We start from the raw sequence: 18,787 nt of genomic DNA, 5'->3' as shown, positions 1-18,787 counted from the left end.
CATGATGACCTAAGGCCTCACTGAATATTTGCTGATTTCTAACAATTTCCATCATTTTTCAGCTTTTTTAATATAGTTTGCCATTTTTTAAATAGCAAACATTATTAGGCGGGAGTTAACTATGAAGTTTTATAGTACCAATTCCAGCAAGGTTGAAGTTTAGATCTTCAAGAGCACTTTTTTTACTGAGTCCAATGCCAAATTCAAGGCTAGAAGCCATAAATGCTTCCATTTCGATGTCATTAGTTATTTCATTCTCTGATTGGTAGCAAACAAAGAACTCATGCTGCTTTGAGTAGTAATATTTTTCCATATTCACCTTTCACTTCGTTGAATTTAATATATATTTAATATAAACACCTTCACCATTTAGGTAAAATTTATGTTCATTGATTTTCTATTAAAAGCTTCAGAAGTTGCTATTGATGTTTTATGTGAGCCATTGCCTGAAGACTCATACGAAGGTGAATTTGATATTTATGAACCAAGCTCAAAGTCACTATATACTAACGCAGATGGCAGCGCTGAAACTTTGACAGGGTCATCAATGGGCACAAGAATTTCTGATTTGAGTGGTGACTGATAACCCTTGACTTAATCTTTAAAAAGTCAACGCCCTAAGTAGATTACCGTGATCTGCTCACGGCTATGCCCTAGCTCGCTTGATATTTGCAATCTTGCTTCTTTATCAATAACTTTTTGTTCTGCTGTTAATTCTTTGCTTTTTAGACCACCGCTAATTGGTGCTTGTCTACCTGTTAGTTCCAAGTAACGTTTTTGGGCATACATGTGGCGTAATCCATGATTTTTATCTAGGCCAACACGGCTTATTTGCCATTCGTAGCTTTTTAATTGTTGCTTGTAATTTTTATCAGGCCTGATCAATGCACCACCACCAACAGTTTGCTGTATTTCTTTTAATAACGCGCGCTGAGATTCAGTTCTGATTGGTAAAGTCCTTGGACGGCCACCTTTAGTCCACGATGATTTTAAAACGAGTTGTTCTCCACGTATGGCAAAATTAGGCTTAAATTTAATGGCTTCTTCTCTACGAAGCCCAAACTCTAACTGAAGCTTTAGTGATAACTGCACGTAGTGATCTGTTATTTTTTCGAGCTTAGCTAAGTCTAGCTCTTTGGCTTTTGAATCAGTTGGAATGTAACTGCGCTTTTCTAAGTTAAGTGATATTGCTTGGTTTGCACTGTTATTTGATTTTGGCAGCATCGATGATTTTCCGACTTTTTCAGCCCACCATCTAATGTGCCCAATGCGGTTTTTAATTGTTCCTGGCGAAAGCTTTTCAGCTTGCCAACGCTCTATCAGGTAATTTACGTGTTTTGGTTTTAATGAATGAACTGACTTTAATCGAAACCCACCTTCTTTAAGTTGTGCAGCAAGTTGCACTAACGCTTTTTTACGCCCAGCCTGTGTGCTGTAGCTACCATCTTGATTTCTTAACATTAAGCCTTGTAGTTGGTACTTTAAGTTACTCATAAGCCACCAGTTAGTGATGATTTAAAATACCTGTTATGCACTTAACTAACTAATTGAACCTATTACTCCAAAAGGTAAGTTTTAAATGCCAATTGCACGTTGGAGCGTACAATTTTCGTATGAATACGAATAGAGGCACAAAGTTCAAAATGGCCGAAATAGCCTCGCCTTAAATGTTTCCCTGTTGGGCGTACATAATAAAACGCAAATAAAGTGTGCTTTGCACTAGTTAGTTAAGTGATAACAGGTCTCCTTTTTTAGCGCCATAAAAGTAATTCTTCATGAATTTTGTATACACAAAATTAAATCAAGCTAATGCAATAAAGCACTAGCTATTGATTAAGAAAAGTTAACTTTTTGGCTTATAGCTACATCACATTGGTAGCTTTTCGAAATGACAAAGCTGAAAGCTTTGTTTAAAGATACGATGACCAAAGGCCTCGTTAAATAAGTAATTTGATAATGGCATAACCCGCCCGTAACTTCAACAAAAGTAATAAGCCTGTTGGTACGGCTGGGTTTGCCCACCGCGTCACTCCCCTATTGCTTCGCGGGAGTGACGCGGTTTATTAAGAACCTAATGCTTAAATTTATCTAACTCGCTAAAGTCAATTGAGTAAGCTGAAAGTTTTTGGGGAAACAGTTTACAAGCTAATTTAATGAGTCCTCTACAAGTTGGAGAATAAATTAAAGTTCTAGTCAGAAAGGACATACTGAGACTCATATTCAATATGCGCGCATATTTCTCTATTTCTTGATATTTTTTCTGCAAGTAATGATTATATTCAAGCCTAAGCCCTGAAAGCTCACTTTCTACTCTAAAATCAAACTCCTTTCTAATATGAATTTCTAATTCAGCTCGCCGACAAAGAAGATCATTCACTTGAGATTGATGTGAGTTTAAAGCTGCGATTTGCATTTCGATGGTTGCAAGTTCATTTGCGTTAAACTTAGTGGAATTATGTATGTAAGAACTATCGTAATCAATCAATGCTGATAGGGGGGTCATGGTCATTTTCCCATAAGGACCTAATCTTGCTATTTCATTCTCTATAATTCCTTTATTAGCCTTAATTCTCATCAAGTTATTCTCAACAAGAATTTTCAGTTTTGCTCTTGCTGTCTTATTATTAACTTTTGCAGAAAAATAACCTGTGAATATAGTAAAAAACCAGCCAATAAAAGCACCAAAGAATGCTGCAAAAAGAGTCAACCCTTGGTTACTTTCAATAATTTCATTAAAGTTCAACATTAAAAATTCCATTATTATCTTTATATAAACTTTATTTAAAGGTATCACCAATTCAAAGTATTGACTCGCTAATTTTATGGTAACTAGCTCCGAATTAATTTGCTAAAAAAAAACGATCACTAACTTAATCTAAAATATTGAAATTCCCAATTTCTAAATGTTTAACTAAATAATTCTGACGTAAATGAAATGAATTTAAACATTTAATGAAATTTTTATGCTCGCAGAGCAATATTTTTTTCAGTAATTTCTTATAAGCGTGCAAACGCCCTACCAAACGAGGCAGTAAAGAAATTTCAAAAAGTCTAAATTATTGGATCGCGGTAACGCTCTATTGGGGCTGAAATCGGGAGTTGAACACTATGTGTATTCTTAGATTTAACTTTAACCGGTTGTTTAAACCTAAACATAAATTTACATACATGTTTAAGCTTTTCTTTCACCGCAGACAGCAGACCAACTTCTAGCATAGTTTCAATTAGCGATTTTACAGTCATATATGCCCAGCCTAGCTTATTTGCTAGCTGTGAAATGCTTTGCTGATATGTATCACGTTTGTTCCTTGTGGCAATTTTACCAGCTTTAATTTTACTGGTTATCAAGGCCTGTAGCATGAGCATTTTATGTTGATGGCGAGAGTCATAGCGACTTTTAGAATCAAAAAAATGAAGCTGAACAGGGTATAAACGTAATGTATGACTCGACTGTTGTTTAGTAAGCATCTGCGTGTAGCTTTGCAATAAACGATAGCCTAAAGGGTGTTTTACGTTTAAATGCAATGTACGGCTATAACTCGAAGGATTAGCAGACTCAATTAGCAAAGGTTCTTTTTCATCTTCTAGTGGCTCTAGAAGCTTTTTAAGACCGTTTTTAACTGCATTTATCGAATAACTTAAATGTTTAGCGATTGCTGATACTGATGAGTTAAATTTGCCATGCTTAGCATGGTGATATGCAATATGTCCCAAAATTAAGGTTTGAGTGTCTGATTTCGTTGCTGCAAGGACTTCTAAAGCAAAGAATACCTGTCTCTTTTTGCCGCAGTGATCACTTACCGTATTTAGGCTTGATGAAAAATTATTTTTTAATTTTCTAGTCAATTGAAATTCGACTGGAACGATAGTCAGCAATTTTTTGGCTTACCACTAGACACAGGATTACCCTACAGCTAATATAGCCATATAAACATTTTGAGTTGTTTATTAAAGCCGCGTTAGAAACTTAAGTCGCCAAACTTAATCTGAGTTTCTTTATCGCGGTTTTTTGCTTTCTGGCGTTCGCAAAATCGCCTCCGTCAATTACGACGAATACAGATATTTTTGTAGGGAAAGTATGTTTTAGTAGGAAACGATATTTTAGATTTCAGCGGGACGCTAGTAAAAATGGTGCCCAGAGGCGGAATCGAACCACCGACACGAGGATTTTCAATCCTCTGCTCTACCGACTGAGCTATCTGGGCATTTTAAACTTTCGTTTAAAATAAATGGTGCCGACTATCCGAGTTGAACGGATGACCTACTGATTACAAGTCAGTTGCTCTACCAACTGAGCTAAGTCGGCACACTAAACCTGTGTGCATTTAGCACTTAATCACATTGTGATTATAAATAATGGTGCCCAGAGGCGGAATCGAACCACCGACACGAGGATTTTCAATCCTCTGCTCTACCGACTGAGCTATCTGGGCAAAATTTAGTATTATGCAGAATATCCATATGGATTTTCAATGCAATTCCCGATGACTCTAGCGACTGAGCTATCTGGGCATAACAAAAAGCTATAAGCTTGATGTTTAAATAAATGGTGCCGACTATCCGAGTTGAACGGATGACCTACTGATTACAAGTCAGTTGCTCTACCAACTGAGCTAAGTCGGCACACTAAAATCGTGTGCGCTGTGCACTATAATCACTTTAAAAGAGATTATCAAATAATGGTGCCCAGAGGCGGAATCGAACCACCGACACGAGGATTTTCAATCCTCTGCTCTACCGACTGAGCTATCTGGGCAAAAATTTAGTTTTATGCAGAATATCAACAAGGATTTTCAATGCAATTCCCGATGGCTCTACCGACTGAGCTATCTGGGCATAACAAAAAGCTATAAGCTTGATGTTTAATTAAATGGTGCCGACTATCCGAGTTGAACGGATGACCTACTGATTACAAGTCAGTTGCTCTACCAACTGAGCTAAGTCGGCACACTAAATCTGTGTGCTATGCACGATACTGATGCTTAATCTTAAGCACCAATATATAAATAATGGTGCCCAGAGGCGGAATCGAACCACCGACACGAGGATTTTCAATCCTCTGCTCTACCGACTGAGCTATCTGGGCGTGCGGCGTATTAAACGGGTTTTGCCTTCTCAAGTCAACTATTTTTTGAGGATTCTATCTGTTTGCACAGTTTTCAATCAAGATTGCTGTTTTTAATGGTTTTTAGACTATTTATTCAACAAACTTATGCGCTTTTACAACGTCTTATGTTTTTAATCAATTTCCTAGTCTAAAAACGTGGTGAATTTTTCTTCATTGATGGTAGGATTATCTAATTATCAAGAATATACCTACTATTGCAGTATAAATTGTTGGATTAAAGCTATGCGAAGTAAATCAACTTCTCCTGTAAAAGGCCTGTTACCGCTTTTTATTATTACGAATCTTGTTATCACACTTTTAGCAGTTATTGCTCTAGCTTTTTACCCTTCCAACAATTCTGAAAAACAATCATCACAACCCAAACTCACCGCATCACAAGTTGCATCTCAGTTATCAGCTCCTTTGGTAAGCGCATTAACAATGCCAGGACAAGATAAAGTAAAAGAGGTATTAGATGTTAGTTTGTTGCTAAACAATAATTTTGATTACTACTTATACCGATATGAAGTAAATGGTGATGTCTCACTGGTGTTTGCAAGTAATCAAGAGCGAATTGATGCAAGTAAAGTTAATCAGCAACTCGAACAAAACATGCTTGTTCATACTGTACTTGAGTTTAACGACCAACCAGTCGGCGAGCTTATAGTTAAACAGCATCCAACTGAACAGCCTGTAGTTCAGTCAGCTGGGATTTCATATGCTTTAGCCGCTTTAGCTGTATTAGCGCTGATAATTTTGTCAATTGCGATGAGTATATTTATCAATAAGCGTTTTACTAAAAGTAGCGGCTCTTTAAGCCAAGAGTTAATTGCGATCACGAATAATGCAGACTACAACACGCATGTTACAGAGAATCTTGAGTTCGGATTAGATATTGTTGCTGAAAATATCAATCAATTGCTGAGAAAGGTTCAATCCGCAATTAAAGAAAACAAAGCAGCGCAAGCCGATCTGCAAAAACTACAAAGCAGCCTAGAAACAGAAGTACACAACAGAACTCTCGCGCTTGAACAAGCAACTTTAAAAGCTGAACAAGCGAATGAGACCAAAACAACCTTCTTGGCAACCATGAGTCACGAAATTCGCACACCGATGAATGGTGTGATTGGTACCATTGATTTACTTCGCCAAACTGAGCTTGATGGTGCCCAGCACAGGCTAAGTACTATTATCCGTGATTCTGCGTTTTCTTTATTAGGTATTTTAGACGATATTCTCGATTTCTCGAAAATTGAGGCAGGTAAGCTTAATATAGATAATATTCCATTTTCTGTTTCGGATACTGTTGAAGAAGTAGCTCGCGTTCTGTCATCAGTTGCAAAAAAACGAAACCTTGAACTTGAACTTGCTATAGCACCCGATATTCCCACAAACTTAATCGGCGATACCGTTCGAGTTCGTCAGGTACTCTATAACCTATGTAGTAATGCTATTAAGTTCACAAGCACAGATGAAAACAAAAAAGGTCATGTAAAAATATCTGTTGAGGTTGCTCAGAACACAACCGATCATTACACATTGCGTTTTACTGTTTCTGATAATGGTAAAGGAATGACGCAAGCCCAGCTTCGTGAAATTTTTAACCCCTTTATTCAAGCCGAAGGCTCTATTACTCGAGAATATGGTGGTACCGGTTTAGGATTATCAATTTGTAAAAGCTTAACAGAACTTATGTTGGGCAGTATTTCTGTTAGTAGTGACTTAGGTATTGGTAGTGAATTTGTTGTCGATTTACCATTTAGCACCGAAGGTAAAGTAGATCTCGCCCACAGACATACAATGAAAGGCCATCGTGTTGTTGTGGTAACACAACATAGTGGCCGTAAAGCTTTGCTTGCCCGTTATTTATCTTTTATGGGAGCGACTCATGTTTTTGCCGATAGCAATGATTTAATAGAGGCGGAACAAGATAACGAAAACATTATCTGGATCCTCGATGGTATAGAGGGAATGGAGGATATTAACTATATCTTGCGCCGTTTACTCTACACACTAGAAGATAATAACCAGCAAGTTATCGTGTTGAGTAAATTAGATGAAGCGGCGGTAAATCATAAAAATATCTTCTACTTAAATGCGTCACCATTTTGTAAGTCAAACTTCATGATGTCGCTGTTAGTGGCTGCGGGTTTACACACACCAAAACAAGTTGTCTCAACCAAATCTTTCAATGATTACTTGAGTGTTGACCAAGCTCGTGACGAAAACAAACTCGTGCTTTTAGTAGAAGATAATGTGCTAAACCAGCAAGTGTTAACGGATCAACTTCACTTGTTAGGCTATGGTGTTGAGCTTGCTGAAAATGGCGAAAAAGGTCTTAATATATGGCGAGCAGGCCATCACTCAATTATTTTAACTGATTTGCACATGCCAAAAATGTCAGGGTATGACATGGTTGAAAAGATCCGCAATGAAGCTTCTCAACTCGAAGACATTAATGCTCAACCTTACATAATTGCTATCACAGCAAACGCTCTTAAAGGCGAAAAAGAGCGCTGTTTAAATGTAGGAATGAATGACTATATAACAAAGCCTGTTGAGTTAAATGTACTTGAAGCCGCACTTCATAAATGTGCTTATAAAGCTAACCCTGAAGAGGTGAAACTGGCCCCACCTAAACCTGCAATCCCTATTGATATGAGCGTATTATCTAAATACGTAAATAATGATGAAGCTAAAAAGCTACGCTTTTATAAAATGTATTTAGAGCAAAGTAATCAACTTAGCCGTGAAGTAAATGCAGGGGTTATCGAGCTTGATCTTGAGAAAATAATAAACTCATGCCACCAGTTAAAATCTATCTCAAAAACGATAGGTGCAATGAAAGTCGCTGAGTTAGCTGAACAATTTGAACATCGCTGTAAAAATGAAGACCCTACAAGTGATGAATTAATTGAGCTTAGAGATAATTATGAAATTGAATACTCTAAAGTCGCTCAATATATAAAAGAACAAATACAAAAAGCCGAACAAGAAAACAAATAGTACTTATCAAAAAAGGGCCATAACGGCCCTTTTTACTTTATTTTCTTGGTTTATTTTTCTGGTGGACGGTAGCCTTCGATTTCTACGTCTTTACCTTCAAATAAGAAACCGACCATTTGCTCTTCTAAAAAAGCACGGTGCTCTGGATCCATCATGTTTAAATGCTTTTCGTTAATCAACATCGTTTGCTTGTGTTGCCATTGGCCCCACGCTTCTTTACTGATGTTGTTGAAAATCTTTTCACCAAGCTCACCTGGGTATAGTTGGAAGCCTAAGCCTTCAGCTTCTTTTTGTAACTTTTGACAAAATACTGTACGTGCCATAATTGCTCTCTACTCTTATTGCGTGATGCTATTGTAATCTATTGTGCTTAATTGTTTAACCAGCTTTTTCGTTGGCGCTGCAAGGCCAACTTCAACTGACTCATCAAGCGGATACCAAACCAGTTGTCGCTCATTGATGAGATCTGGAATACTCGGCAATGTTAAAACATGCGGATTAATAGTCAGTTCAAAATGCGAAAACACATGGGTAAAGGCTTCAAGTGCCTGCGTATTTGCAGTTAAACCGTGCTGAGCTAAAAATGTTTCTAGTTCAGTTAATTCGCTAAACTCAAAAAAGCCAAACAAGCCGCCCCATATTCCAGAGCTCGGGCGTTTTTCCATAAGTACTTTATTGTCACAGGCTAGGATAAGCTGATGACATGACTTTTTAGGCACTGCCTTTTTCGGTTTTGAATGTGGGAACTCTTTAACTTTGCCTTCATTAAAAGCAAGGCATTTACTATTTAAAGGGCACGGCTCACAATCAAATTTACTACGCGAACAAAGGCTTGCACCTAAATCCATCATTGCCTGATTAAACTCAGTGACCGACTCTTTAGGGGTTAATTGCGATGATAATGACCAAAGCTGGTTTTCGACCTTTTTCACCCCATACCAGCCTTCAATCATAAAAAAGCGCGCCAGTACTCGTTTTACATTACCGTCTAGAATTGGGTGATGTTGGCCAAGCGATAAAGACAAGATAGCCCCTGCAGTAGAGCGACCAATGCCCGGCAAGTCCATAACCTCTTCAAGTGTGGTTGGAAATTGCCCTTGGTATTTATCACGAACTATTTTTGCTGTTTTATGTAAGTTGCGTGCACGAGCGTAATAGCCAAGGCCAGTCCAGTGGTGCAACACCTGATCTTCATCCGCATTTGCAAGCGCAATGATGTCAGGAAAGCTTTGCATAAACTTTTCAAAGTAAGGAATAACAGTTACGACTTGAGTCTGCTGTAGCATGACCTCAGAGATCCATACCTTATAAGGGGTTTTATTTAACTGCCATGGAAGAGTTTTACGGCCGTGAAGGTGATACCAGTCAACCACTTGGTTTGCAAACCAAGTTGACTCCTTATTGCTTAAATTCAAAATAACATCTTTACTTGCTGAAGCTCATTGCGGCCAAGTCTATTGCAGTTAGTTAGGCCAAGCAAGTCGAACAGACTCCGCCTTGCCTAAATAGCCCACATATGGCTGCAAAATTAATCTCGAAAGATAAACAGGTTCTTACTATTGTACTCAAGGCGCAGGTCAGGGATAATACGCAACCTTTTTCTATAGTCAGTGTTTTTTATCAGGCCAAATTATATGAATGACTCAAGTAACCCAAACCTCGAGCAAGCAAAGCAAGAGGGTAAATATATCCGCACGATTCGTAGTTTCGTTAAGCGCGAAGGTCGCCTAACAAAGGGCCAAGCAGCCGCCATCGAAAAGTGTTGGCCAACAATGGGCCTTGAGCATAAAAATGGTATGCTCGATCTAAAAGAAGTATTCGGTAACGATAACGATGTCGTACTAGAAATCGGCTTTGGTATGGGTAAATCACTGGTTGAAATGGCTAAAAACGCACCTGAGCTTAACTTTATTGGTATTGAAGTTCATCGCCCTGGTGTTGGCGCTTGTTTAATGGACGCTGACGAAGCAGGGATCACCAACTTACGTGTATTCGAGCATGATGCAGTTGAAGTGCTTGCTGATTGTATTGCTGATGAGAGTTTATCTAAACTGCAATTATTTTTCCCTGATCCATGGCATAAAAAGCGTCACCACAAGCGTCGTATCGTGCAGCCTGAGTTTGCGCAAAAACTACGTAGCAAATTAAAAATTGGTGGTGTTTTCCACATGGCGACTGACTGGGAAAACTATGCCGAGCATATGCTTGAAGTAATGCAAGTTGCTGAAGGTTACAAAAACCAATCAGAAACCAATGATTACGTTCCTCGCCCAGATTCACGTCCTTTGACAAAATTTGAGCAACGCGGTCATCGCTTAGGTCACGGCGTATGGGACTTGATGTTTGAGCGTACTAAGTAATAAAAGGTAAAAGCAGCATGAGTAAGTTAACCAACCCAAGTTTATTATTGCTTCGAAATGAAGACGAACTTGTTGGCCAGTCGATTTTAGTGGTTAACTTTGAGCAAGATGGCTTTTTACGCGAACTTAAAACGCTAAACCCAGACGCAAAAATTACTGCGTTCAGTTATAACCACGCTAATGCCATGTATGCCAGCAAAATTGCAGGTGTACATGCTGTGGTTGATCACACTATTCCAAATGGTAACTACGATTTAGTTATCTATTACTACCCAAAAGCTAAGCCAGAGGCACTAATGTGCCTTGATAATATCCGTGCTGTTTGCCAGCAAGATGCTCAGCTTTTTGTGGTTGGTGAAAATAAAAGCGGCGTAAAATCAGCAGAGAAACAACTAAAGGACCACTGCGGCTTTAGTAACAAAATCGATAGTGCTAAGCATTGTATTTTGTATATGTTCTCTGAGCTTACGTTAAATGATAACTTCGATATCAGCCGCTATCACAAACAATTCCAAGTTAAAGCTGGTGATGCTGAATTCACTGCTATCAGTGTACCAGGGGTATTTAATCACGGTGCTCTTGATGTTGGTACCGCGGTACTACTTAACCATGCCCCTTCTATTAACAAGGGTAAAGTGCTCGATTTTGCTTGTGGGGCAGGCATAATTGCCACCTACTTAGGTTTAAAGCAGCCTGAGCTAGAATTTGTTTGTAGCGATGTAAGTGCCCTTGCAACTTACGCCACAGAACAAACACTGGCACTAAATAATCTCAAAGGTGAAGCCATATTAAGTGACGGTTTAGCAAGCATTGAGGGTAAATTTGATTTAATTATCAGTAACCCGCCTTTCCACACGGGTATTGCCACAGACTACACCATTGCCGAGGCCTTTCTAAGCTCTGCAAAGCAGCACTTGAGTAAGCAAGGAAAATTGACCATTGTTGCTAACAGCTTCTTAAAATATCCACCCATTTTAGAAGCGCAATTTGGCCAGTACAGCACCGATTTTAAAAATACTAAATTTGCCGTTTACTCAGCTTCATAACAATTTGTAAAATAGCTTATTCATAACAAAAATATTTTATTAAATATTTAGTTACTTTTTCTGTTTTTGCTAGACTTAATTTTTAATAACAATATAAAAAGATTGGCCTTCTATCGCGCATGTCACTATTTTCGGCACAAACAAGTATTCGTAAAGCGTTGGCAAATGCGGTCATGCTCGTCACTGCGCTATGCCTATCTTTGTCGATTTCGATATCGACTTATCTTGACGTTAAAGAACAAAAAGCGTTAATAGTTGACAAAATCACCCTACTTGCAGAAATCATTGCCTACAATGCGCAAGTAACAGTGCTTTTTGATGATAATGAAACAGAAGCAGAGCGTTTAAAACTATTTGAATCTGTGCCTATGATCAAAAATGTGCACATTTATGCTATTGATGAGTTATCAAATAAGCCTAAATTCTTTAGTAGTTTTAACGCAATAAGAACCCCTCCAGTACCAATTAAAGTTAATAATATTGATGAGCTATTAGAACCTCAATTTAAAAATAAAGCGATAGAGCTAATAAAACCTATTGTTTATGAAGGTAATACGATTGGCTATGCCTATGTCCGTGGTGACTTAGAAAGACTAAACCAATATATTAACAAGAAGATTTTTATCGATATTTTGTTGACTCTTTTTGTCTTGGTTATTGTGTATTTTGTTTCTAGACGCATTCAAAAACGCATAGCAAACCCAATCGATAATTTGAGTAACCTGCTGCAAGATGTATCTAGAAACCACAACTACGAAACACGTGCGCAAAAAACCAATGTTGACGAGATCAATCAACTAGCTAATAGCTTAAATATCATGCTTGCCCGTACTCAAAAGCAGATTGAACGCCATGAAAATGACAAGCAAGAAATTAAGCAACTGAACCAAAGCCTTGAAGAAAAAGTAAATCAGCGCACAATCGCCCTACGAGAAGCGAATCAAGAGCTACTCAATACCCTTGAGCGAATGCATCAATATCAAAACCAAATTGTAGAAAATGAAAAAATGGCCTCTCTTGGCCAAATGGTCGCAGGCGTTGCCCATGAAGTTAACACGCCGATTGGTTTAGGTATCACAGGTTCAACATTACTTCGCGATAAACTTGCAGAAATAAACAGTTTATTTGAGCAAAAAACCTTAACCTCAGCACACCTAAAGCGTTTCATAGATGATGGTATTGAAAACCTCGACTTAATTTATCGAAACCTTAACCGTGCAGCAGAATTGGTTTCTAGCTTTAAAAAAGTAGCTGTGAATCAAGATGTAGAAATGAGTACCAAAATAAATCTGCATGACTTATTAAGTGATGTAATTATGTCGATGCGCTCAGAAATACAATACCGCAACCCAAAAATCATCATCAATTGTAATAGTAACTTTAGCATCGAAACTAAATCTGGACCGTTACAACAAGTATTACAGCAACTGTTAAGCAATTCTGTTATTCACGGCTTTACTGATGATATTGGCAACGAAGTTAGATTTGACGTTGAACGTAATGAGAGCAGCCTTATTATCGATTACTATGACAATGGTATTGGTGTTGATAAATCAATTAAGAAGCGTATTTTTGATCCTTTTGTCACCACTAAGCGAGGTGAAGGCGGAAGCGGTTTAGGTATGCACCTAGTTTACAACCTTGTAACCCAAGCACTTGGAGGAACGATTGTATATGATGAGCTTAATCAAGAAGGCGTGCACTTTATAATCACACTACCTTTGCATGAAGGTGACATGTGATGCGTTGGGTGTGTTATTTAGTCGTTCTTTTGCTTAGTGTGAACTCTGCTTTCGCAAAGTCACCAGAGCAAGTTAAGTCTGCATTTTTATATCAGATTGCCAAGTTCACCAAGTTTGATGATCAAGTAGATCCTCCCCCTGTTACATTTTGTTTTTACGATTTAGAAAATGGTCCGGGCTCGTATCTTAAAGAGAAAAATGAACTGCAAATTAACAAAAAACCAATCAAAGTAATTTTAGTGAAAAAAACTCAGCAAATTTCTGAACTTTCTCAAGTTTGTGATATCACATACATTGATGAAACATTAGAAAATGATATACTTCCACTTTGGACCGATACAATTTCATTAAATACTTTAACAATAGGCGAAAGTATTAGTTTTTTAGAAAATGGCGGTATAGCCTCTCTGGTTCAAGAAGGAAATAAAATCCGACTGTATATCAATAAGCAGCACGTATTGCAGCATAACTTTAAAGTGCAATCTCGATTGTTAGCTATGGCTAAGTTTTATCCAAATTGATTTTACTTGTTAACAATTGGATCTAATCCTATAATCTCTAGTATTCGGTTTTGCTTGATAATACCGAATTTTTGTAAATAAAATTTCCGAAAAGGTTAATATACAATGCAAACGCCAGTCATTCTGATCGTAGAGGATGAAGACGTAACTCGACTAAACCTCGTTAGTTTATTTGAAGCTGAAGGTTACAAAGTTATTGAAGCCATTGATGGCGATGATATGCATGACAAGCTTACAAATAATGATGATGTGAACCTTGTAGTTATGGACATCAACCTACCAGGTAAAAACGGGCTAATCTTAGCACGTGAACTTCGTCAAAAACGAAACGTGGGTTTAATTTTCTTAACAGGTCGTGACAACGACGTTGATCGCATTTTAGGTCTAGAAATTGGTGCTGATGATTACATCACAAAACCATTTAACCCGCGCGAGCTAACTATCCGTGCTCGCAACCTAATTTCGCGCACAGCTTTAGGCGGCGAAGAAGCAAATATCGAAACAAACGGTGTTATTACATTTAACGGTTGGGAACTTGATGAAAACAGCCGTTGTTTAACATCTCCAAGTGGTGACGCTAAACGTTTACCTAAAGGTGAATATCGTGCGCTACGCTTAATGCTTGATTCACCGGGCCGTATTTTCAGCCGTGAGCAATTAATCAAGCATATGACTGGCCGTGAGCTTCGCGCTAACGACCGTACTGTAGACGTAACAATTCGTCGTATCAGAAAACACTTTGAAAGCGATAACAGCACATCTGAACTAATCAGCACCATCCATGGTGAAGGCTATCGTTTCATCGGTAAAATCGACAGCTAATTAGAATTAATTTTCTAGTTGTTGTAAAAATAATTGGAGGGCTTCGCGCCCTTCATTTATTTTAACTGCTAGTTCATCAAGCCACTGTTGTAACTCTTCACTACTTTCTTCAAGCGCTCCATGCTCCATCTTCTTAGCGTGTAACTGAACATCGTTTAAGCCTACAGAGCCAGCTGCGCCTTTTAATTTATGCGCCACCGATTTGTACTCTTCTCTATCATCTGCTGCTAACGCATCTGCAAGCTCAGTTTGATATTGTGGGTTTAGCTTATTAAACAGCTCACAACTACGGTTGAAGATAGTTAACCCCATTGAACCAACAAAGTCTTCAATGGTTTCAATATCAAGTAACTCAACGCGGATACCTGACAAATCTTTGACTGACACTGGCTTGATTGTTTCTGACTGACAACTTTTTTGTTGTTTAATATCAAACAGCTCACCAAGCATTTTATCAAGCTTGGTTGTATTAATTGGCTTCGCAAGCGCGCCTTGAATGTTAATACCAGCAAGCTCTTCTTCAGCACTACGCACGTTAGCAGTTAAGGCAACGATTGGTAGGTTATCAAAGTGCTCATCGTCACGAATTTGGCGAGCAACTTCATCACCGTTGATATCTGGCAATTGCATATCAAGTAATACGAGGTCTAAGTCATCTTCTGTGTAGACAAACGACAGCGCATCTTCACCGGTTTCAGCCCAAATAACTTCGTGACCACGCTGCTCAAGTAAATTTGTGGCAATTTCAGCGTTAAGCGGAACATCTTCAACAAGTAGAATGTTTAAACTACGAACCGCATAATTTTGCTCTGTAGGCGCAATGCAGAGTTTAAGTGGGATCTCTACCACAAAAACGCTGCCCTCACCTTCTGTGCTGCTTACATGTATTTCACCTTTCATCGCAGTAACCAGTGCTTTTGTTACTGCAAGCCCAATACCTGAGCCAATAGCATTGGTGCCATTGATGTCTGGTGCTTTGTAGTACATGTCAAAAATACGGTGTAGTTGTTCTTGCGGGATCCCCTGACCGGTATCACTAACACGCATCACTAACCAAGGGCCATCTGGGCGATTTTCACGAATACATTCAAGCTCAACATGACCTTGCTGTGTAAACTTAACGGCATTATTTATTAAGTTCCACACAACTTGACGTAACCGAGTTGGATCAAGCGATGCATACACATCCAACGTGCCTTTTCGTTTGATGTTAAAATCAAGACTCTTTTGTTCAGCAATCAGGCCAGCAAAGTTAACAACATCATTGATAAAGTCAGCTACATTTACTGAGTCAGTAACGATATCTAGCTGCTCACGGTCAATTTTATCTAAATCAATAATATCGTTAAAAATATTACCAAGGGTTTCAGCACTCGAAAACACTGTGTTACACCAACTACGCTGCTGTTTATCAAGCTCGGTATCAAGCAACATGCGTGTTAAGCCTACAATGCCATTCAAAGGCGTTCTAAGTTCATGACTCAATGTGGCAATAAACTTCCCTTTGTCTTTATAAGCTGCTTCAAGCGCTTGTGCGGCTTCTTTACGGCTGGTGATATCACGACCGAAAGCGAGCAAACCAATATATTCCCCTTTTTCGTTAATAAACGGTAACTTACGCATCTCAAACCAGCGCTTTTCACCATTAACGGGATATTCAACATCAAGCGTTAGGGCTTGGTGCGTTTGCGATACTTTTTTGTCGGTGCGCAGTACTTCAGGTAAGTAATTACTTGGGTAGATTTCCTCTACACTTTTGCCAATTAACTCTTCGCCACTTTTTCCAATCACTTGCTCAAACATTTTATTACAGCCAGCAAAGACGCCGTTGTTATCACGGTAATAAAATAAATCAGGAGAGGAGTCGACAATTGAGCGCAATAACATACCTTGTTGGGCGAGTTCTTGTTGAGTTTTCTTGCGCTCAGCGATTTCACGTCTGAGCTCTTCAATTGCTCTGTGCTTAGCGTGAAACGCCATTTTACGCTCATCAATCTCTTCATTTAAGCGACTGATATTGTCTTTTAACGTTTGGTTTAATAGTTTTTCTTGCTTAGTGGCACTATCTAAATAGCTATATGATGCTTCGAGCTGGCGAATTGAATTTAGCAGCACCGAAATCAAAATAGGCGATACAACTGCGGTAAAAAACATCACCGCTAAAACATCCACCAAGGTGACAGTCCCCACTGCAACATAATAAAACATGCAAGATAAAATCAGCGACATCACTAATAATAAGGCATAGCAAGCCGCAGCGGTCTTAAATTCACCGTATTTAGAAATAAAGCTTGAGAGTGTGCGAGCCCACGGACTCATAGAAGAATCAATCATATATTAAAGCTTAGGCACATAATCGAAAAAAACAGCATAGCTAATTTTATCACTAATCCTTTAGAAATATTCACATTGTGCGATAAACATATAATTTTTTCACGTATGGCACTTCTTTTTATATTTTTTCATGTAAAATATCGCGCTTTATTAATTGCAAAGAATGAGTATTACCATGCAAACCACAATGCCAGATATTGCTGATACGGCCCCAGCGTTAAAAACGGGTAAGTTAGACTGGGTTGGCATGGGTGAAATTGAACTACCTTTCATTTTTGAAACTCGTAACCAAGCCCCAGTAAATGTAATTGCTAAAGCACGCGCCTTTGTTAATTTACATAAAGAAGATGCCAAAGGCATTCATATGTCGCGTTTATTTTTGGCGCTTGATACCTTATCAACCGAGCAACAAGTTAATCCCCAAACCCTTGCTCAAGCACTTGATGCCTTTATCAGTAGTCATGATGACCTAAGTGACAAAGCACAGATCGAGTTTAAATTTGAGTTGCCTTTGCGCCGCAAATCACTATTAAGTGGTAAAGTGGGCTGGAAAAACTACCCTATCCACTTAATCGCTAAAATAAACCAAGGTGTATTAAGCTTTGAATTAATGGTTGATGTGACCTACTCGTCAACATGCCCATGCTCAGCAGCCCTTGCACGACAATTAATTCAAAATGCATTTAGCGAAAAGTTTGCAGAGCAAGATATTGATAAGCAGACTGTTTTAGAATGGCTGGGCACAACGGATGGAATTGTGGCTACACCACACTCACAGCGCTCAATTGCAAACGTCAAAGTAAAGCTCGACAGCGAAATTGATAGTTTTGATGTGGTTGGCTTGATTGATGCTTTAGAAGCAGAGCTTAAAACGCCTGTGCAAGCAGCCGTTAAACGTGAAGACGAGCAAGAGTTTGCCCGCTTAAATGGTCAAAACCTAATGTTCTGCGAAGACGCTGCACGTAAAATTAAAGGCTTACTCGAAGAGCAAAATTACGCTGATTACTGGCTACAAATAAATCACTACGAATCACTTCATGCCCACGATGCAGTGGCAATTGCTGTTAAAGGAATTGTTGGCGGCTACACAGCTTAAAAAATTCAGGTGACTCCGCACACTTAGGCACACTAATTGCTAATTATTTTGAGTGTCAATTTGTTGTTGTGGAGTTACCATATGGAATTCGCTTTATTATCAATTTTAGTTTTAGTCGTAGTAGCCTCTGTTGTTGCGTCAAAGTTTACCGATGAAGGCGGAAACCCTTATCCTTTCACTCGTAAGCAAACTGTTTTTACGCAAGTTGAGAGTGCTTTTTTACATCTTCTAGAACGTGCTGTAGGCGACCAATATAAAATCGTCAGCCGCGTTAAACTCATTGATTTAATCGACTGCAAGCAAGGCTTATCTGTCAAAGCAAAACGTGCTGCGATGGCTAAAGCCAAAAACAAACAGTTAGATTACGTACTTATCGACAAAGACAAACTTACCATTGTTGCCGCGGTTGATTTAGTAAATAACACCAACCGCGACGGCCATAAAGCACAACGTGATTGGTTTGTTAGTGGCGCATTAGAAGCGGCGGGCATCCCGCATATTCGCATGAAGGTAAAATCAGGCTATCAACCAAGAGAAGTACGTGATGCAATCATGTTTAAACTTGGTAAACCTGCAGCAGCGCCTGCAAGACCTGCACGCAACCGCATTACTAAACCTGCGGTATTATCACCATCACAAGCAAAAGCACACTCAACGGCGCTTGCAGAAATATAACCTGTCATAATATTGGCAAAAGCAGACTTTAAGGTCTGCTTTTTTGTTTGTTTCGGGCATTTTTAGGTATAATCATCC

Annotated in this window: 16 protein-coding genes and 7 tRNA genes; 9 read left to right on the top strand and 14 right to left on the bottom strand. The window is 38.7% G+C overall.

Going from position 1 to position 18,787, the window contains the following annotated elements; all coding sequences use genetic code 11:
- Positions 1-115: 115 nt before the first annotated feature.
- A complete protein-coding gene (locus tag L1267_RS10630) occupies positions 116-313 on the bottom strand; it encodes a hypothetical protein (protein ID WP_235382786.1) in 198 nt (65 codons plus the stop codon).
- 69 nt (positions 314-382) lie between these two features.
- On the opposite strand from L1267_RS10630, the gene L1267_RS10625 reads away from it, so the two are divergent.
- Positions 383-583: a hypothetical protein gene (locus L1267_RS10625; RefSeq protein WP_235382785.1), complete on the top strand. Its 201-nt coding sequence runs from the start codon at positions 383-385 to the stop codon at positions 581-583.
- A 26-nt stretch (positions 584-609) separates the two neighbouring features.
- Here L1267_RS10625 and L1267_RS10620 read toward each other — a convergent pair whose 3' ends face one another.
- The 10 genes from L1267_RS10620 to L1267_RS10575 form a co-directional block, all read right to left on the bottom strand.
- A complete protein-coding gene (locus L1267_RS10620; RefSeq protein WP_235382784.1) occupies positions 610-1,494 on the bottom strand; it encodes a phage integrase N-terminal domain-containing protein in 885 nt (294 codons plus the stop codon).
- Positions 1,495-2,071: 577 nt separating this feature from the next.
- The gene (locus tag L1267_RS10615) at positions 2,072-2,758 is read right to left on the bottom strand and encodes a hypothetical protein (RefSeq protein WP_235382783.1); all 687 of its coding nucleotides are present in this window, start codon (positions 2,756-2,758) and stop codon (positions 2,072-2,074) included.
- Positions 2,759-3,051: 293 nt separating this feature from the next.
- Positions 3,052-3,846: a helix-turn-helix domain-containing protein gene (locus L1267_RS10610; protein ID WP_235382782.1), complete on the bottom strand. Its 795-nt coding sequence runs from the start codon at positions 3,844-3,846 to the stop codon at positions 3,052-3,054.
- A 283-nt stretch (positions 3,847-4,129) separates the two neighbouring features.
- Positions 4,130-4,205: transfer RNA gene (locus L1267_RS10605), tRNA-Phe, on the bottom strand.
- Between the two features lie 25 nt (positions 4,206-4,230).
- A tRNA-Thr gene (locus tag L1267_RS10600) sits at positions 4,231-4,306 on the bottom strand.
- A 51-nt stretch (positions 4,307-4,357) separates the two neighbouring features.
- Positions 4,358-4,433: transfer RNA gene (locus L1267_RS10595), tRNA-Phe, on the bottom strand.
- A 114-nt stretch (positions 4,434-4,547) separates the two neighbouring features.
- A tRNA-Thr gene (locus L1267_RS10590) sits at positions 4,548-4,623 on the bottom strand.
- 57 nt (positions 4,624-4,680) lie between these two features.
- Positions 4,681-4,756 (bottom strand) — tRNA-Phe (locus L1267_RS10585).
- A 115-nt stretch (positions 4,757-4,871) separates the two neighbouring features.
- Positions 4,872-4,947 (bottom strand) — tRNA-Thr (locus L1267_RS10580).
- A gap of 63 nt (positions 4,948-5,010) precedes the next feature.
- Positions 5,011-5,086: transfer RNA gene (locus L1267_RS10575), tRNA-Phe, on the bottom strand.
- 264 nt (positions 5,087-5,350) lie between these two features.
- Here L1267_RS10575 and L1267_RS10570 point away from each other — a divergent pair.
- Entirely contained in the window at positions 5,351-8,113 is a 2,763-nt protein-coding gene (locus L1267_RS10570) for an ATP-binding protein (RefSeq protein WP_135925825.1), read from the top strand.
- A 50-nt stretch (positions 8,114-8,163) separates the two neighbouring features.
- Here the strand turns inward: L1267_RS10570 and L1267_RS10565 are convergent, their stop codons facing one another.
- Together L1267_RS10565 and mutY are read right to left on the bottom strand one after the other, a co-directional pair.
- Positions 8,164-8,436 carry an oxidative damage protection protein gene (locus L1267_RS10565; protein WP_036970432.1) on the bottom strand — a complete coding sequence of 91 codons (273 nt, stop codon included), beginning with the start codon at positions 8,434-8,436 and terminating at the stop codon, positions 8,164-8,166.
- Between the two features lie 15 nt (positions 8,437-8,451).
- Positions 8,452-9,528 carry an A/G-specific adenine glycosylase gene (mutY, locus tag L1267_RS10560; protein ID WP_268842604.1) on the bottom strand — a complete coding sequence of 359 codons (1,077 nt, stop codon included), beginning with the start codon at positions 9,526-9,528 and terminating at the stop codon, positions 8,452-8,454.
- Positions 9,529-9,747: 219 nt separating this feature from the next.
- Between mutY and trmB the strand changes: the two genes are divergently transcribed.
- The 5 genes from trmB (at position 9,748) to arcA (ending at position 14,604) form a co-directional block, all read left to right on the top strand.
- Positions 9,748-10,473 carry a tRNA (guanosine(46)-N7)-methyltransferase TrmB gene (gene trmB, locus L1267_RS10555; protein WP_135925827.1) on the top strand — a complete coding sequence of 242 codons (726 nt, stop codon included), beginning with the start codon at positions 9,748-9,750 and terminating at the stop codon, positions 10,471-10,473.
- Positions 10,474-10,490: 17 nt separating this feature from the next.
- Positions 10,491-11,519: a methyltransferase gene (locus tag L1267_RS10550; RefSeq protein WP_235382781.1), complete on the top strand. Its 1,029-nt coding sequence runs from the start codon at positions 10,491-10,493 to the stop codon at positions 11,517-11,519.
- Positions 11,520-11,638: 119 nt separating this feature from the next.
- Positions 11,639-13,261: a sensor histidine kinase gene (locus L1267_RS10545; protein WP_235382780.1), complete on the top strand. Its 1,623-nt coding sequence runs from the start codon at positions 11,639-11,641 to the stop codon at positions 13,259-13,261.
- Positions 13,261-13,782 (top strand): YfiR family protein, encoded by a 522-nt coding sequence (locus L1267_RS10540; RefSeq protein WP_135925830.1) that lies wholly within the window; start codon positions 13,261-13,263, stop codon positions 13,780-13,782. Before L1267_RS10545 ends, L1267_RS10540 begins: the two co-directional genes overlap by 1 nt.
- A gap of 105 nt (positions 13,783-13,887) precedes the next feature.
- Positions 13,888-14,604 (top strand): two-component system response regulator ArcA, encoded by a 717-nt coding sequence (arcA, locus tag L1267_RS10535; RefSeq protein WP_054551295.1) that lies wholly within the window; start codon positions 13,888-13,890, stop codon positions 14,602-14,604.
- A 6-nt stretch (positions 14,605-14,610) separates the two neighbouring features.
- Here the strand turns inward: arcA and arcB are convergent, their stop codons facing one another.
- On the bottom strand, positions 14,611-16,938 hold the full coding sequence (gene arcB, locus L1267_RS10530; RefSeq protein ID WP_138558648.1) for an aerobic respiration two-component sensor histidine kinase ArcB: 2,328 nt from the start codon (positions 16,936-16,938) through the stop codon (positions 14,611-14,613).
- A gap of 175 nt (positions 16,939-17,113) precedes the next feature.
- On the opposite strand from arcB, the gene folE2 reads away from it, so the two are divergent.
- A complete protein-coding gene (gene folE2 / locus L1267_RS10525) occupies positions 17,114-18,034 on the top strand; it encodes a GTP cyclohydrolase FolE2 (RefSeq protein ID WP_235382779.1) in 921 nt (306 codons plus the stop codon).
- Between the two features lie 81 nt (positions 18,035-18,115).
- Entirely contained in the window at positions 18,116-18,709 is a 594-nt protein-coding gene (locus L1267_RS10520; protein WP_062564930.1) for a DUF2726 domain-containing protein, read from the top strand.
- Positions 18,710-18,787: the final 78 nt, after the last annotated feature.

The organism is Pseudoalteromonas sp. OFAV1 (assembly GCF_021532595.1).
Lineage (GTDB): Bacteria > Pseudomonadota > Gammaproteobacteria > Enterobacterales > Alteromonadaceae > Pseudoalteromonas > Pseudoalteromonas lipolytica_C.
The sequence above is the reverse complement of the archived record's forward strand: the minus strand, read 5'-3'. Positions and strand labels throughout refer to the sequence as shown.